This window comes from Bacillus sp. GC_Bacil_1 (assembly GCF_026540675.1).
Taxonomy (GTDB): Bacteria; Bacillota; Bacilli; order Bacillales; family Bacillaceae_G; genus Bacillus_A; species Bacillus_A cereus.
In genome coordinates this window covers 70,003-86,008 of the sequence record NZ_JALNUG010000019.1, presented here as the reverse complement: position 1 = coordinate 86,008, position 16,006 = coordinate 70,003, and the positions used below count along the sequence as shown (strand labels likewise).

Below are 16,006 nucleotides of genomic sequence, written 5' to 3'. Positions count from 1 at the left end.
ATGGACAAATTGAAGCTAAAAGTTATTTTTGGGACTATTTTTGAATATAAAAAGAATGTACATGCGTTGTTAGGGGAAGGGGGGAGTATGTTGATAGAATTTCGTAATGTAAATAAATATTATGGTAACTTTCAAGTTTTGAAAAATATTAATGTGCAAGTGAAAAAAGGCGAAGTAGTAGTAGTTGTCGGGCCTTCAGGATCAGGAAAAAGTACATTGCTTCGATGTATAAATCAATTAGAGGCAATTACAGATGGAGAATTAATTGTACAAAATACAGAGGTACACAATAAAAAAACGGACATGAATGAATTGCGGCGAAATATTGGGATGGTCTTTCAACATTTTTATTTATACCCACATAAAACAGTTCTGCAAAATATTACATTAGCACCGATTAAAGTAAATAAAGTTTCCAAAGAAGAAGCAGAGAAAACAGCAATGCTTTATTTAGAGAAAGTAGGAATCCCAGAGAAGGCTAACGTATATCCACATCAATTATCCGGAGGACAACAGCAAAGGGTAGCAATTGCTAGAGGACTTGCGATGCAACCGGAAATTATGCTGTTCGATGAGCCTACGTCTGCTCTTGATCCGGAGATGATCGGGGAAGTACTTGATGTTATGAAAACGCTAGCTAAAGAAGGGATGACAATGGTCGTTGTCACGCATGAAATGGGATTTGCACGAGAAGTAGCAGATCGGATTTTATTTATGGATGATGGTCAAATTATTGAAGATACAACACCGGCACAATTTTTTGCAAATCCTGAACAAGAAAGAGCTCGTTTATTTTTAAGTCGGGTGCTAAATCATTAGAGGAGGAATTTCATGCTTAAAATGAAAAAGTTATTTACTTTAATCGTATTTTCATGTTTATTCGTGCTTGTTGTTGCTGGATGCGGAAGTAAAAAAGATGAGGCAAAGGAAACAAATACGAAGCAAGGCGGGGCTGTTGAGCAAATTAAGAAACGAGGGAAATTAGTAGTTGGGGTGAAGAATGATACGAATTTATTTGGATTAAAAAATCCTTCAACAGGGCAAGTAGAAGGATTCGATGTTGATATCGCGAAGGCACTTGCGAAAAAAATTCTTGGGGACGAAAAGAAACTAGAGTTGAAAGAAGTAACATCTAAAACACGTATTCCACTACTGAAAAATGGTGATATTGATGCAATTATCGCAACAATGACAATTACGGAAGAACGTAAAAAAGAAGTTGATTTTTCAGATGTATATTTTAAAGCAGGGCAATCGTTACTTGTGAAAAAAGGAAGCAATATTAAGAGTATTGATGATATAAAACAAGGTGTGAAAGTATTAGCTGTAAAAGGCTCAACATCTACAAATAACATTCGTCAAAAGTCACCAGAAGCGACTGTATTAGAATTTGAAAATTATAGTGAGGCATTTACAGCGTTAAAAGCGGGGAAAGGTGATGTTTTAACGACAGATAATGCAATTCTTTACGGAATGGCAAAACAAGATTCTAATTATGAAGTTGTAGGGAAAATTTTTACGGATGAACCGTACGGAATTGCAGTGCAGAAGGGTGCAGAGGATTTAACAAAAGAGATTAATAGTTTATTAAAAGATATGAAAGCTAATGGAGAATACGATAAATTATATGAAAAATGGATCGGTCAAAAACAAGAAAAATAAAGTGACACTAATTGGAATAAATAATAAGAGTGAGAGGATGAGGATGCTCATCCCCTTCTTGTAAAGAAAGAGGGGAGAATATGTGCCTGATTTTTCTATACTAACGAATAACATTGATATGTATTTAGAAGGCTTTAAGTATACAGTTATGTCTAGTGTAATTGCATTAATAGGAAGCTTTATTTTAGGAGTAATTTTGGCGGTAATGCGTATTGCACCGATTCGTATTTTAAATTGGGTAGGATCAGCTTTTGTAGAGTTTGTAAGAAATATTCCACTCGTATTAATTGCATTTATATTTTATTTTGCTTTACCTGTAATAGGAATTACTTTAAATGGTTTTGTAGCAGGAACAGTTACGCTTACGGTATATACGGCAGCTTTTATTGCAGAAGTAATTCGCGCTGGTATTTTATCAGTTGCGAAAGGGCAGATGGAAGCTGCTCGCTCTTCAGGGCTAACGTATGTGCAGGCGATGTATTATGTTGTCTTACCCCAAGCAGTGAAAATTGTAATTCCCCCTTTAGGAAACCAGTTTCTCAATTTAGTAAAAAACTCTTCCATACTCGGAATTATTGCTGGTGCTGATTTAATGTATCAAGGAGATTTAATTTCAACGAAGACGTTTGTTACGTTTGATGTTTATATATTTGTCGGGATGTTTTATTTAATATTAACAATTCCGCTCAGTATGCTAGTGCGTTATTTAGAAAAACGCTTAGCAAAGGAGGCGGTGTAAATGGATTTTAAGGGAGCTATAACAGGTGATCATATCCTCTTTTTATTAAAAGGATTGCTCATTACATTAGAGGTAGCGCTCGTAGCAATTGTACTTAGTTTTATTATTGGAAGTGTAATCGGTATATTGCGCTACACGAAAATACCTGTCGTCTCACAAGTATTAGGAATTATCGTTGAAGTGATTCGAAACTTACCACTACTGTTAATTATATTTTTCACGTATTTTGCACTTCCAGAAGCAGGCTTGAAATTAGAAATTATAACAGCTGCAATTGTTGCTTTAACAATATTTGAGGCAGCAATGATATCTGAAATTGTTAGAAGTGGTCTATTGTCTATTGAAAAAGGGCAGGTCGAAGCCGCAAGATCTTCGGGATTAACGTATGTGCAAGCGCTTTGGCATATTATTTTGCCACAAGCATTAAGGAGAATGGTTCCGCCGCTTGTCAGTCAATTTATTTCATTGCTGAAGGATACATCGCTAGCGGTTGTTATATCACTCCCTGAGCTTATACATAATGCTCAAATTATTAGCGGGCAAAATGTGAATTACATGATTCCAACGTTTATAGTAGTAGCTTGTATGTACTTTATCGTAAATTATAGTTTATCAATTTTATCGAGAAGATTAGAACTTCGTTGACTCTTACAATATATGTAAGGGTTTTTCCTTGTTTCTCCTTATTTTCCTCTAAATAGAATCTAAATCTTGCAATAATTAGATTTTTTATATTATTTTATCAGAAAAGTTTTAATTTTATATAGAAAATGTAATCGCTTTCGTGTATATTTTTATTATCAGAAAATTTTAACAAGACATAGGGGTATGGTAGGGGGAGGATTTAGATGCAGCAACCAACGAATGAGAAATTACATCGTACGATGAAGAGTAGACATTTATTTATGATCGCACTAGGTGGTGTAATCGGAACTGGTTTTTTCTTAGGTTCTGGTTACACTATTAATCAGGCTGGACCAGGGGGAGCCATCCTTTCATATTTAGTAGGCGGATTTATTATGTATTTAACAATGCTTTGTCTTGGAGAGTTAACGGTAGCAATGCCAGTTTCAGGTTCTTTCCAAAAGTATGCAACGAAGTTTATTGGACCAGGAACGGGCTTTATGATCGGCTGGCTATATTGGCTTGGCTGGGCAGTAACAGTGGGTCTAGAATTAACGTCAATAGGTTTAATGATGAAAAGATGGTTTCCAAATGTTGATGTTTGGGTATGGTGCCTTGTATTCGGTGTTATTTTATATGCTTCAAACGCAATTTCGGCGAAAAGTTATGCCGAATTAGAATTTTGGTTTTCTAGTATTAAAGTAATTACAATTCTTGCATTTGTTGTACTTGGTGGTAGTGCATTATTAGGATTTATATCATATGACGGAAAAGAAGCAGCACCTCTTTTCTCTAACTTTGTAAGCGATGGTGGACTTTTCCCAAATGGACTAGCTGCCGTATTACTTACAATGATTACAGTTAACTTCTCGTTCCAAGGAACAGAGTTAATCGGAATTGCAGCGGGAGAAAGTGAAAACCCAGAAAAAACAATTCCACGTGCGATCCGTAATACAGTATGGCGCATTATGTTATTCTTCATTTTAACAATGACAATTTTAGTAGGATTAATTTCTTGGAAAGAAGCAGGCGTAATTGAAAGTCCATTCGTAGTTGTATTTGATAAAATCGGTATTCCATATGCAGCTGATATTATGAACTTCGTTATTATTACTGCGTTATTATCTGTAGCGAACTCTGGATTATATGCAGCGACACGTATATTATGGTCACTTGCAAATGAAGGAATGGCACCAACTTCTTTCAAGAAAGTAAATAAACGTGGTATTCCAATTACAGCGCTAGTCGTAACGATTGCGGTAGCTGGATTATCCCTATTCACAAGTTTCCTTGCAGAAGATACAGTATACATGTACTTATTATCGATAGCTGGTTTATCGGCTGTTTCAAGTTGGATCATTATTGCTCTATCGCAACTTCGCTTTAGAAGTCAGTATATAAAAGGCGGAGGAAAGTTAGAGGACTTAAAGTATAGAACACCACTATATCCGATTGTTCCAATTTTAGCTTTAATTACAAATAGCATCGTTGTTATTAGTTTAGCGTTTATTCCTGAACAAAGAATGGCGTTATACTGCGGTATTCCATTTATCATTTTCTGCTATATATATTATTATTATATGAGTAAGAAACAGCAGAAACCGATGAAAGTGGAGATGGACAAAACAAATGAAACTAACAATCAAACACGATGATATAAAGGCAGATTTATCGTACGCTCAATTAGCGATTGGAAAAGAAAACGGGTATTCACCGTTACAATTACTCGTTTCTTCTATCGCAGGATGTAGTGCAATTGTCTTTCGAACAATTTTAGAAAAGAAACGTATTACATACGATACGTTTACGATCGAAACTGAAATTGGTAGAAGTGAAGCTTTATCCAAACCAGTTGAAAGTGTTCATTTGCACTATAAAATTAAAGCGGAAAACATTACAGAAGAGCAGTTGGACAAAGCATTGCAGCTTGCAGTGAAAAATTGTACGATTGTTCAATCTGTAAAAGATAGTATAAAGGTTACGGAAACAATTGAACTAATAAAATGAAACATAAAAACGTGAGAGCCGTATTCTCACGTTTTTATGTTTTTAGAAAGAGGGGAAGGTGTAGTGGACTGTTTAGGTTGTAAATTAGCAAACGAAGAGAAAAAAATATATAAAGTATATGAAGATGATTATGTAACTTACTTTTTAGATCATGCGCCTTTCTACCCAGGACATACTTTAATTGTGCCAAAGCAGCATGTTGTAGAAGTAGACGAATTAGATTACGTTGTAGCAAGATCAATTATGGATGCTTCTAAGCTGATTGCAAAAGCGATTAAGGCATTATATAAACCAGATGGAATTACAGTTTGTCAAAATGGTGGAGTATTTAACGAGTTAACACATTACCATATGCATGTCGTACCAAGATATAAAGAGCGTTCGTTTGCTGAGTTTTATACGGTGCAAACGGAGGAAAAGAAGAATCATAATTTGGAAGAAATAAAGATGTTGTTAAAAGAAGAGATAGAGAAAATATTGCACACTAAAAAGGTGTAAAAGAATTTCTCTTACGCCTTTTTAATCTTCATACATACTTAAAACTTCTTTCGCACGTATACGTAAACCATCTATCAATTCTTTCGGTTCTAAAACTTTTGCATCTTTTCCAAGTCTATAAAATAAAGGAGTAATAAAGTTAATCTCACCTTTATCAATTGTTGAATGTATATATCCTGTCCCATCCTCGTTTACTATAACGAATTCCTCAAGATAAGGAACGCTTTTACATTGGCGTACGCCTTCTGTTGTCAGTAAAACATGTAACTGAGTAGGATTGTGTACTACGTTAGAGTTAGAGGCAAACCACTCTTCTAAATTCATGAATGTATCTGTATTTTCTTCCATCGATAATATTGAGAGAATACGATCAACGCGATACAGTAATACTTTTTTTCTACCGAAGTCATAGGACGGTAAGTACCATAACCCGTCGTGAGCATATACACCAATTGGATGAACATGTTTTGTTTTTATCCCTGATTTAGATTCGTATTGAAAGTGTAAATTTTTATTTTCAATAGCCGCTGTTAACACTTCGTTTAAAAGTGGGGTCTCAATTGTTCTCTTCGGATTCCAAAAGGCGATATAAGAACGTATTTTATCAACTTTCACTTTCGCCTCATGTTGTATAGAGCTATATAGTTTATGAGTGACAGAATTGATTTCTGTATTAAAAGGCAAGTCTCTGTAGTAGCTTAAAGATTGAAAGGCAAAAAAGATGGAGACTGCTTCTTCTTCCGTAAATAAGATAGGTGGAATGACCCTAGTTGTTAATACTTTATATCCTCCATTACGACCTTGTTCAGCATAAATGGGTAATCCCATATCACTTAAATCTAAAATGTATCTATGAACCGTACGAACGGAAATATTAAATTCATCAGCTATTTCTTGAGCTGTAAATGTTTTTTTCGCAGAAGCAAATATAAGAATATCTAATAAGCGTTTAGCTTTTGACAAATGTATCACCTTTTCTTTTTAACGTGACATAAATTGTCATGTTTTATTGTTAGTATATTGTTTACATCATATGTTATCAAGATGAGATGCAAGGAGGAAAAGATATGTCACGTGAAATAGTTTTATTTATTGCAGCTAGTTTGGATGGATATATTGCGAAAGAAAATGATGATTTAGAGTGGTTAATGGAAACGGAAGGAGAGGGAGATAACGGTTATACAGAAATGTACGAAACAATTGATACAATAATTATGGGAAAGAAAACGTACGATTATGTAGTAGAGCATACGGAAACATTCCCGTACTTAGATAAAGCATGTTATGTTTTTTCTCGTTCAGAAAAAGGTTCAGACGGAAACGTGGAATTTGTAAATGAAGATGTAGTGGAGTTTACAAAAAGGTTAAAAGCACAAGAAGGGTCTAAAATATGGATGGTTGGTGGAGGAGAGCTACTGAGAGAATTCTTTAAAAATAATCTAATTGATGAATATATTGTTACGATTACACCGCATATATTAGGCTCAGGTGTCCCATTATTTAAAGAAAAGAATCCAGAAATTAATTTAACTTTAACGGATACAAAACGTTTTGGGCAATTTGTAAATTTATATTATAAAGTAAAATGATAAAGTGCAACTTTAATCAGTGGGGGTTTTGTTCATCTCCCACTGATTATTAGTTGAACCAATCGGGCTTTTACGGGCAGTAAGACCCCCACCTAACTTCTTTGCTTCCGCTGAATTTTGATGTAGGGGTCTTACTGCCCGTTAATGCGGGATAAAGAAACACGACTATTGATGATAGTCGTGTTTTTTTATGGATGGTAATGAAATTATAAAACAAGATCCATGATCAACTTCACTCGTGACAGTAATCGTCCCGCCGTGTAGTTCTACGATCTCCTTCACGATAGAGAGTCCTAAACCAGTTCCACCTGTAGCGCGTGATCTAGCTTTATCAACACGATAAAAGCGGTCGAAAATGTGAGGGAGGTCTTCAGGCGGGATACCTTCGCCTTCATCTTCAATTGTAATGGAGATACTTTTATGTTCTTCTGTAATAGAAATGTTTATATGAGAATGTTCTTTTGAATGTCTATAAGCGTTATTTAAAATGTTTACTATAACTTGTTCAAATCGCTGTTCATCTAAGTTTACTAGCAGTGTAGGAGGACAAGAGAAAGAAACTTTAATGTATCTTTCTTTATACATGGCGTTTACTTTTTCAGCTATACGAGTAAGGAAGGTGTGTAAATGCACTTCCTTTACTTGAATAGAAAAGTTATGTTGTTCCATTTGTGCAAGTGAAAATAAATCTTGAACTAAGTTTGTAATGTAATCAGACTCATCTTTTATAATTGATAAATATCGCAAACGTTGTTCAGGAGAGGTGCTTTCTTTTAAAGCAATGTCAGCATAACCTCTTACGTATGTTAACGGTGTTCGTAATTCATGAGCAACACTTGCTAGAAATTCACTTCGCTCTGTTTTCATATAATGTAAATCATTTGCGAGCGTTTGAATAGATGATGCTAGTTCACCAATTTCATCATTTCGAGTAGTTGTTAACGAAACGGACAAATCGCCTTTACTCATTTTTTCAGTTGCATGTTTCATGTGTAACAATGGTTTTGTTAATAAACGTGATAATAGGAAAATTGTGATGACTGTGAGTAGAAACGTGATGACACCAGCAATAATGAATTGTTTCGTTAATCCATTAACTAACTTTTCAATTGATTCTGTTCCAAGAAACATGTACACATAGCCTTCATGTTTTCCATCTACTACAATGGGGCTAACTGTACATATATAATTAGATGTTTTCCAATGATTTTCTATAATCGCTCCATTATGGTCTGTTCGAGTTTGCATTTTACTAATATGATCGTTTATAGTCGTGTTTATTTCGTTAGATTTAGCTAGTATTTCTTTATTTGCATTTGTAATAACGACAGTTGTTTCAGCTTCAGATTCCATTAATGCTACGTGAGAGATGGTTTGCTCATCGTAATATTTTTCAAGTACATCCCGGTGACTATTTCCTCGCTTTAATAAAGCCGTCATTTCTTCATTTACTCTAGTATTTACAAGACTATAATAGAGCAAAATAAAGAGAACACTTTCAATTAAAAGTGTAACAATTAAAAAATAAAATCCGAATTGAATTGAAATTCGTTTCATCGTTTTGCCCCTTACTGTTCAGTATCAATCCATCGATAACCTATTCCATACACGGTTTTTAAATGATGATCAATAGGGAAATGTGCTTTTCGCAATTTATCACGTAAATTGCGAATATGTGAATCGACTGTGCGATCTTCTGTATTTGTGTTTAACCCCCAAATTCGTTCGATGAGCTGATCACGGTTTAATACGTAGTTCACATGGCGTAAAAATAATCCGAGTAAAGAAAATTCAATTGGTGTGAGAAGGAGTTCTTCATTATGGACAGAAACGAAGTGTTTTGTTTCATCCCATACAATACCGTGATATTGGATTTGTTTATGTTCATTTGTACGTCTTAAAACGGCTTCAATTCTTGCGAAAAGTTCTTCTTCATGGAAAGGTTTCGTTACGTAATCATCGGCTCCAAGTTTTAATCCTTGAACGACATCTACTGTTTGATCACGAGCTGTAACCATAATAATAGGAATGTTACTAAAAGATCGGATTTTTTTGCACGTTTCCCATCCGTCCATCTTTGGCATCATAATATCGAGTAAAACAAATTTAAAGTTTCGATTTTCTATATGTAAAATAGCTTCTTCTCCTGAAGTCGCACATACGCAGTTATATCCAATTGGGGTAAGATAAAGCGTTAATAATTCAAGCATTCTCGGTTCATCGTCTACGAGCAGTATATCAATCATAGAGAGCCCTCCATATTTATAATCGTTACTTAAAGTGTAATGCAAAATCATGAAGAAATGGTGCAGATTATGATGTGTCTGCATAATTTCTTCAGAATTGCTTGTTATTGTGGAGTTGAAATTACATTTTAGGTAATCATATTGGCTCAAAAATGATTAATACGGAGGCGGTATAATGAAAAAAATGACCCGAATTTTTGGGATAACAATAATTACAGCAGTTGGTCTTGCTGCATGCGGACAAACGAATACAGACCATAAAAACCATGAATCTACAAAAGAGAAAAAAACAGAGCAAAAGGAAATGAAAATGAATCAGGAGGTAACGGCGCCAAAAGAAATGAACGAAGGGGCATCGTATGATTTATTAACGACAAGTTTAAAAAATGTGACGAGGTTAAATACAAATGATCCCCTGCAAATGGCAGTGTTAACTTCGCAAACGATATGGCCAGCAACCCATAAAGAGAACCAGCCGGGTGCTGTTATTTTAGTACCAGCAAGCGAGTGGCAATTAGGTATTGCGAGTGCAGACCTTATTCATCATCCGAATAACGGGCCGATTTTATTTATAGAAAAAGAAAAGATACCGGAAATGACGTTAAAAGAAATAAAACGATTAAATCCAATCGGAACGAAAGATGGAACACAAATTATGGTGATGGGGGATGTAGGTACTAGCGCGCTTGAACAATTAAAAGGTTATAAAGTAAAACAAATAAAAGAAACGGACCCAGCTATATTTGCGAAAGATGTTGATAAGGAGTATGCCGATATAACAGGAAGCTACCCAAATAGTGTTATTATCGGTTCATCTGCAGAAGAAGGACGTTTATATACAACACCCGCTGTAAATTGGATTTCTCATATGCCGGAACCACTACTCTATACAGAAAAGAATAAAGTGCCAGAAGCGACAATAGAGGCATTAAAGATGAGAAAAGATAAAGCAAATATATATATATTAGGGCCAGAAAAAATTGTTTCAAAAGAAGTAGAAAAGGAGTTAAGCAAATACGGGAAAGTAACGCGTATTAGTGGAGAGACCCCTACAGAAAACTCGATTGCGTTCGCTAAATTTAAAGATGAAAAAACAAAATTTGGCTGGGGATTCACAAAACCTGGTCACGGTTTATCATTTGTTTCAAGCAAAACACCAGATTTAGCAGTTGCTGGGGCACCTTTTTCACATATGGGTAAACACGCACCTGTTGTATTATTAGAAGAAGGTAAAGTTTCACAACCAGTGTATGACTTCCTTGCAAGCATTCAGCCGAAGTTTAAAGATGATCCAACACTTGGACCATATAATCACGGTTTCTTATTAGGAAGTACGAGTGATATTTCATTTGAAACACAAGGAATACTAGATGAGAGGTTAGAAATTGTTCAGGAAAGTGGTCAAGGACACGGTGGACATTAATGAAATGAGAAAAGATGCTACTAAGGTAGCGTCTTTTTCTTTAGGAAACTTTTACATAGCAAAAAATCTTCTACTCGTTATATAATAGCTTTCGTGCAGTCGGCTAGATTTTCTTATGGAGAAAATCAAATTATAAAGGAGTAGAGGAGTGGTATTTTGTTTCAAATGATAAAAAATGACTGGTTTTCTAATGTGAGAGGGGACGTGTTATCAGGAATTGTCGTTGCTTTAGCATTAATCCCTGAAGCGATAGCCTTCTCTGTTATTGCAGGCGTGGATCCAACAGTTGGACTATACGCAGCCTTTTGTATTGCAGTTACCATTTCATTTGTTGGCGGAAGAACTGGAATGATTTCAGCTGCAACAGGTGCAATGGCATTATTAATGGTAACGCTCGTTAAAGATCATGGTTTGCAATATTTATTTGCTACAACAATATTAACAGGTATCGTCCAAATTATTTTTGGCGTGTTCAAACTGAGCTCATTTATGAAGTTTGTTCCGAAATCTGTTATGAGTGGTTTTTTAAATTCACTTGGAATTTTAGTTTTTACAGCGCAATTACCGCATTTTAAAAATGCAACTTGGCAAATGTATGCACTCGTTGTATTAGGACTTGCAATTATATATTTATTTCCACGTATTACAACGGTTGTACCTTCTACGCTTATTTCAATTATTATTGTGACGAGTATTGCACTTATGAGCGGATTACAGTTGAAAACAGTAGGGGATATGGGAAGCCTGCCGAAAGAATTACCGTTCTTTAGTATTCCTGATGTGCCATTTACATTAGAAACATTAGGGATTATTTTACCTTATGCAGTTATGCTTGCAATCATTGGTTTACTAGAGTCTTTATTAACAGCTTCAGTTTTAGATGATATGACGCATACAGAAAGTAATAAGCATAAAGAGGCACGCGGACAAGGGATCGCAAACATCGTTGCTGGATTTTTCGGAGGAATGGCAGGATGTGCAATGATCGGCCAATCTGTTATTAATATTAAATCAGGTGGACGAGGTCGCCTATCAACATTTGTAGCGGGCGGATTTTTAATCGTATTATTATTCGTTTTAGGAGATTATGTCGTTCATATTCCGATGGCAGCTTTAGTTGCGGTTATGATTATGGTTTCAATCGGAACGTTTGATTGGAACTCTGTAACAACGATTCATAAAGTACCAAAAGGAAACGCATTTGTTATGATCGTAACAGTTGTGATTGTCCTAATTACACATAACTTAGCATTAGGTGTAATTATCGGAACAGTAATTAGTGCGGTGTTATTTGCATTCAATATGGCAAAGATTCACGTGAAACATTTATATATTGAAAATAAGAAAATATACGAAATTCACGGTCAACTTTTCTTTGCATCCACAGCCGATTTCATAAATAATTTTTCATTTAATGAAGATGTAAAAGAAATTGAAATGAATTTTACTCATGCGCACGTATGGGATGATTCAGCGGTGGCATCAATTGATAAAGTTATCATAAAGTATGAGCAAAGTGGTGTGAAAGTAAGTATAACAGGATTAAATGAACGTAGCTCAAAACTTGTTGCAAATTTAGCTACTTATAATAAAAGAATTGCTAGTTAAAAGCCTCCTTTTTAGGAGGCTTTATTATATAATACGAGTAGGATAACGAAAAGGGGATTCAGCATATGTACAAACAAATTATATTAGCATGTGACGGTTCTGAACATGCACTTCGAGCAGCGGAACATGCAACATATATTGCGAAATGTAGCGCAGAAACAAATGTTGAAGTTGTGTACGTAGTAGATAATAGAACGGCAAAATCAGATATTATACAAGGTCAAACAGATTTAGAAACAATATCGGCTAGTCGAAAAGATAAATTAAAAGAGATTGAAGTTTTATTAAAGAAAGAGAACATATCTTATACAATTACGATATTACATGGTGATCCTGGAGATACAATTGTTCAATATGTAAATACAGGAGATATAGATCTTGTTATCGCCGGAAGCAGAGGGCTAAATACACTGCAAGAAATGGTACTTGGTAGTGTAAGTCATAAAATAGCAAAACGAGTGAAATGTCCGGTGATGATTATAAAATAAAATGTAACTAAAGACCTTAGTATAGCTGAGGTCTTTTTTATGTATAAAGAACTCTCATTTGTGGAAATACTAGATATATAAGTTGAAAAGATGTTAACTTACAAATTTGTAAGTTAGTTGTTAGAGAAATCGATGTTATGAAATTTTTCCCATTGGTAAAATAAAAGTATCAAAGGGGAGATAGGGAGGATGGAAGCAATGAAATCATTTCAAAATTTGTCATATAGTCAAGGGGTAAGCTTAATTTGTTTAGGGGGATTTGCTGGATCTGTTACGTTAGCTGTTTTAATAAAGGTATTTCATCAAATCTTTTAATATTAGAGTAGGGAAGGAATTGGTTGTTATCATTAGTAGGAAAAGCAATGAAAATAAAAAATAGCTCTTAGCATGTATGTAAATGCTAAGAGCTATTTTTATGTTTATTTTTCTACTTCTGGCTTCTCACTTGTTACAGTAACGTCTTTCCAATGTGAAGTTATTTGATTCACTTCAGTGTTGACATCATAATTTTTTACGCGCTTATTAACACCTGTTAAATCAAATGTGTAATGAATTGGAATCATCGGTGCTTCGTCATGAATTAATTTTTGCCATTTATCGTATACTTCTTTACGATATTTTTCATCAGTAGCTTTTTCTGATAATCCTGCTTCTAATAACTTCGTATTTTCATCATTTACCCAGCGTTGATAGTTGAATCCGGCATTTTTGCCCCATAGGCCAGAAAGGTCAGGGTCAGAGCCAGTGTTCCAAGCACCGGCAAAAATATCAACCTTCGGATCATCTTTTTTAATCATGTCACGCATAGCATTAAATTCGTGTAAGCGTCCATCAACAAGTTCTACTTTTAAGCCGATATCTTTCCAAGATTGAATGTAGAATTTAGCCAGCGGTTCACTTGTTTCACTACCACTACTAGTTAAGAAGTTAATCTTCAATTCATTACCTTTTGGATCTTCACGGAATCCATCACCATTTTTATCTTTATACCCAGCTTCATCTAATAGTTTTTTCGCTTTATTTACATCGAAATTATACGCACCAACATCATTATTATGGTACTTTGGCATAGATGGTGGAATTGGAGAGTTAGCTGGAACGCGAAGTCCGTGATATACTTTCTCTCCTAATTTTTCTCTATCAATTGCATGTGCCATCGCTTGACGTAAACGAACGTCTTTGAACTTATCGTTATCCATTACAGCTTCATTCTTTGCTTTGTCCATATGTCCGAACTTAAATCCGATATAAGTGTAAGCAAGGTCAGTTTTACCAATTAGTTGTGTGTTTTTTAATTTACTTACGTTCGGATATTGATCAGCAGTAATTGCTGCAATATCAATATCACCTTTTTTCAGAGATGCACTAACAATAGATGGATTTACAACTTTTAATGTTACATTTTTTAGCTTAGGTTTGCCGCCCCAGTAATCATCAAAACGCTCATACTCAACTGATTCACCAGGAACGATTTTCTTCACTTTAAATGGACCGAATCCAATTGGATTTTGACGGATTTTATCTGATTCAGCTAGTTTTTCAATTGGTACATCACCTAAATATTTTTTAGGTGTAGGATATGTCCAAATACCAGTTTTTAGTGAAGGGTTTACTTCTTTATAAGTAATGGAAATTGTTTTTGGATCGACTACTTTAATACCAGAAATTTTGTCAGCTTTTCCAGTGTGATATTCTTCCATACCTTCAATCATTTGCATTTGTGTATCGTAACGGATACCTGTATATTTGCTATTACCGATTATTAAGTAAGAATATTCTAAATCCTCAGCTGTTACAGGATTACCATCGTGCCATTTTACATTATCTTTAATTTTAATTGTAATTGTTTTTTTATCTTCAGAAATTGTATAAGTTGCAGCACCGTCATTTGTAATTTCCCAGTTTTTATCTGTAGCTAATAATTGTTCATCAAAGAAATCCATAATCTCTGAATCTGGAGCAACTTCATACAATACCCTACTTAAAACACCAGCGAAAGGTGAATTTGAAACGAGTCCATAAGTTAATGATCCGTCTTTAATTTCTTTACCGTCATTTTTTACAGCAGCACTAAATTTATTTGTTTCTACTTTTTTTGTGTTTGCCTTTTTACTACCGCTATCAGCACCCCCACATGCAGATAGTAATAATGTTGAAGCAGCAAGTGTACTTAATACTTTGTACAGTTTTGGTTTGTTCATAACTTCTCCACCCCTTATCCTTTTCTTTGTCTCGCATCAGCCGCACGCTTTAACGCTTGACCAATAAAATTTATACACAGCATCAACACTAAAATCATGATTGATGCGGGTAACCAAATCCACCACTTTTCTTGTAATACATCTGGGTTAGTTGCGTAACTTACAAGTGTACCAAGACTTGGTGTGCTCTCTGGTAGACCGAAGCCTAAGTAAGTTAAACTAGATTCAATTCCGATGTTACCAGCAAGATTTAATGTGATATTTACGATAATAATAGAACTTAAATTAGGTAATATTTGCTGGAAGATTATTTTCCAATTTGGTGTTCCTAATGTTTTTGATGCAGATACGTAATCAAGTTCTTTCTCAGTCAATACTTTAGAGCGTATAAGCCTTGCTTTTCCGACCCATAAGAAAGCGGTCATTATGAGAATAAATGTCGTAATATTGAAAGTTGGAACGAGTGAGATAAACACGATAACAATCATTAAGAATGGTAAAATCATCATAAAGTCGATAAAACGCATAATGATGTTATCGACAACTCCTCCAAAATAGCCAGCAATTAGTCCCGTCGTAAGACCGATAAGGGTTGCTAAAAGAGTGATGGCTAAACCAACTGTAAAGGAGTTACGTGTACCAATAATTAATTGTCCGAAAATATCACGGCCTCCATAATCAGTTCCTAACCAATGTTCAGCAGAAGGAGGGTCATAAATAGCGAACAAATCGACTCGGACGATATCTTCTTGCTTCATAATAAATGAAGTTGCGTAAACGGCTATTAATATTAAAGCTAAAAAGAATAGAGAAAACATTGCTAGTTTATCTTTACGAAATTCTCGCCACATAATGGAGAAACCAGAGGGGCTCTTTTCGTAATGAATGACTTCAGTTTGTTTTTCAGGATTTGCTAACATA

General features: G+C 34.9%; 17 protein-coding genes. 12 read left to right on the top strand and 5 right to left on the bottom strand.

Going from position 1 to position 16,006, the window contains the following annotated elements; genetic code table 11:
• The first annotated feature begins 90 nt into the window (after positions 1-90).
• From OXT04_RS23970 to OXT04_RS23940, 7 genes are all read left to right on the top strand, one after another.
• Positions 91-819, top strand: a complete 729-nt coding sequence (locus OXT04_RS23970) for an amino acid ABC transporter ATP-binding protein (RefSeq protein WP_176543035.1) — start codon at positions 91-93, stop codon at positions 817-819.
• 12 nt (positions 820-831) lie between these two features.
• Entirely contained in the window at positions 832-1,662 is an 831-nt protein-coding gene (glnH, locus tag OXT04_RS23965) for a glutamine ABC transporter substrate-binding protein GlnH (RefSeq protein ID WP_025118055.1), read from the top strand.
• An 82-nt stretch (positions 1,663-1,744) separates the two neighbouring features.
• Positions 1,745-2,401: an amino acid ABC transporter permease gene (locus tag OXT04_RS23960; RefSeq protein ID WP_071714253.1), complete on the top strand. Its 657-nt coding sequence runs from the start codon at positions 1,745-1,747 to the stop codon at positions 2,399-2,401.
• Positions 2,402-3,046 carry an amino acid ABC transporter permease gene (locus tag OXT04_RS23955; protein ID WP_072940986.1) on the top strand — a complete coding sequence of 215 codons (645 nt, stop codon included), beginning with the start codon at positions 2,402-2,404 and terminating at the stop codon, positions 3,044-3,046. It abuts the gene before it with no gap.
• Between the two features lie 203 nt (positions 3,047-3,249).
• A complete protein-coding gene (locus OXT04_RS23950; RefSeq protein WP_001187093.1) occupies positions 3,250-4,680 on the top strand; it encodes an amino acid permease in 1,431 nt (476 codons plus the stop codon).
• On the top strand, positions 4,655-5,032 hold the full coding sequence (locus tag OXT04_RS23945; RefSeq protein ID WP_000778853.1) for an OsmC family protein: 378 nt from the start codon (positions 4,655-4,657) through the stop codon (positions 5,030-5,032). The genes OXT04_RS23950 and OXT04_RS23945 overlap by 26 nt, the downstream gene beginning before the upstream one ends.
• A gap of 63 nt (positions 5,033-5,095) precedes the next feature.
• Complete coding sequence (locus tag OXT04_RS23940; protein WP_267418095.1) at positions 5,096-5,530, top strand: HIT family protein; 435 nt, start codon at positions 5,096-5,098, stop codon at positions 5,528-5,530.
• A 21-nt stretch (positions 5,531-5,551) separates the two neighbouring features.
• Here OXT04_RS23940 and OXT04_RS23935 read toward each other — a convergent pair whose 3' ends face one another.
• Entirely contained in the window at positions 5,552-6,502 is a 951-nt protein-coding gene (locus OXT04_RS23935; RefSeq protein WP_141493519.1) for a helix-turn-helix transcriptional regulator, read from the bottom strand.
• A 95-nt stretch (positions 6,503-6,597) separates the two neighbouring features.
• On the opposite strand from OXT04_RS23935, the gene OXT04_RS23930 reads away from it, so the two are divergent.
• Positions 6,598-7,119 carry a dihydrofolate reductase family protein gene (locus OXT04_RS23930; protein ID WP_000085779.1) on the top strand — a complete coding sequence of 174 codons (522 nt, stop codon included), beginning with the start codon at positions 6,598-6,600 and terminating at the stop codon, positions 7,117-7,119.
• 165 nt (positions 7,120-7,284) lie between these two features.
• Here the strand turns inward: OXT04_RS23930 and OXT04_RS23925 are convergent, their stop codons facing one another.
• Together OXT04_RS23925 and OXT04_RS23920 are read right to left on the bottom strand one after the other, a co-directional pair.
• Positions 7,285-8,676 (bottom strand): sensor histidine kinase, encoded by a 1,392-nt coding sequence (locus tag OXT04_RS23925; RefSeq protein ID WP_098854739.1) that lies wholly within the window; start codon positions 8,674-8,676, stop codon positions 7,285-7,287.
• Between the two features lie 11 nt (positions 8,677-8,687).
• Complete coding sequence (locus OXT04_RS23920; RefSeq protein WP_098854740.1) at positions 8,688-9,365, bottom strand: response regulator transcription factor; 678 nt, start codon at positions 9,363-9,365, stop codon at positions 8,688-8,690.
• A gap of 175 nt (positions 9,366-9,540) precedes the next feature.
• Between OXT04_RS23920 and OXT04_RS23915 the strand changes: the two genes are divergently transcribed.
• From OXT04_RS23915 to OXT04_RS23900, 4 genes are all read left to right on the top strand, one after another.
• Positions 9,541-10,788 (top strand): ArsR family transcriptional regulator, encoded by a 1,248-nt coding sequence (locus OXT04_RS23915; protein WP_072940974.1) that lies wholly within the window; start codon positions 9,541-9,543, stop codon positions 10,786-10,788.
• A 156-nt stretch (positions 10,789-10,944) separates the two neighbouring features.
• Positions 10,945-12,396, top strand: coding sequence for a SulP family inorganic anion transporter (locus tag OXT04_RS23910; RefSeq protein WP_064532039.1), 1,452 nt, complete (start codon positions 10,945-10,947; stop codon positions 12,394-12,396).
• A gap of 65 nt (positions 12,397-12,461) precedes the next feature.
• A complete protein-coding gene (locus OXT04_RS23905; protein WP_000277991.1) occupies positions 12,462-12,884 on the top strand; it encodes a universal stress protein in 423 nt (140 codons plus the stop codon).
• A 198-nt stretch (positions 12,885-13,082) separates the two neighbouring features.
• Positions 13,083-13,199 carry a DUF4027 family protein gene (locus OXT04_RS23900; RefSeq protein WP_002094283.1) on the top strand — a complete coding sequence of 39 codons (117 nt, stop codon included), beginning with the start codon at positions 13,083-13,085 and terminating at the stop codon, positions 13,197-13,199.
• Positions 13,200-13,303: 104 nt separating this feature from the next.
• Here OXT04_RS23900 and opp4A read toward each other — a convergent pair whose 3' ends face one another.
• The gene (opp4A, locus tag OXT04_RS23895) at positions 13,304-15,085 is read right to left on the bottom strand and encodes an oligopeptide ABC transporter substrate-binding protein (protein WP_001039730.1); all 1,782 of its coding nucleotides are present in this window, start codon (positions 15,083-15,085) and stop codon (positions 13,304-13,306) included.
• A gap of 14 nt (positions 15,086-15,099) precedes the next feature.
• Entirely contained in the window at positions 15,100-16,005 is a 906-nt protein-coding gene (locus OXT04_RS23890) for an ABC transporter permease (protein WP_000880730.1), read from the bottom strand.
• Between the last annotated feature and the right edge of the window lies 1 nt (position 16,006).

Coding starts and splice junctions, on each gene's coding strand:
- glnH (WP_025118055.1), top strand. CDS start 832: ATGCTTAAAATGAAAAAGTTATTTACTTTAATCGTATTTTCATGTTTA.
- OXT04_RS23955 (WP_072940986.1), top strand. CDS start 2,402: ATGGATTTTAAGGGAGCTATAACAGGTGATCATATCCTCTTTTTATTA.
- OXT04_RS23950 (WP_001187093.1), top strand. CDS start 3,250: ATGCAGCAACCAACGAATGAGAAATTACATCGTACGATGAAGAGTAGA.
- OXT04_RS23945 (WP_000778853.1), top strand. CDS start 4,655: ATGAAACTAACAATCAAACACGATGATATAAAGGCAGATTTATCGTAC.
- OXT04_RS23930 (WP_000085779.1), top strand. CDS start 6,598: ATGTCACGTGAAATAGTTTTATTTATTGCAGCTAGTTTGGATGGATAT.
- OXT04_RS23925 (WP_098854739.1), bottom strand. CDS start 8,676: ATGAAACGAATTTCAATTCAATTCGGATTTTATTTTTTAATTGTTACA.
- OXT04_RS23920 (WP_098854740.1), bottom strand. CDS start 9,365: ATGATTGATATACTGCTCGTAGACGATGAACCGAGAATGCTTGAATTA.
- OXT04_RS23915 (WP_072940974.1), top strand. CDS start 9,541: ATGAAAAAAATGACCCGAATTTTTGGGATAACAATAATTACAGCAGTT.
- OXT04_RS23905 (WP_000277991.1), top strand. CDS start 12,462: ATGTACAAACAAATTATATTAGCATGTGACGGTTCTGAACATGCACTT.
- OXT04_RS23900 (WP_002094283.1), top strand. CDS start 13,083: ATGAAATCATTTCAAAATTTGTCATATAGTCAAGGGGTAAGCTTAATT.
- opp4A (WP_001039730.1), bottom strand. CDS start 15,085: ATGAACAAACCAAAACTGTACAAAGTATTAAGTACACTTGCTGCTTCA.
- OXT04_RS23890 (WP_000880730.1), bottom strand. CDS start 16,005: ATGTTAGCAAATCCTGAAAAACAAACTGAAGTCATTCATTACGAAAAG.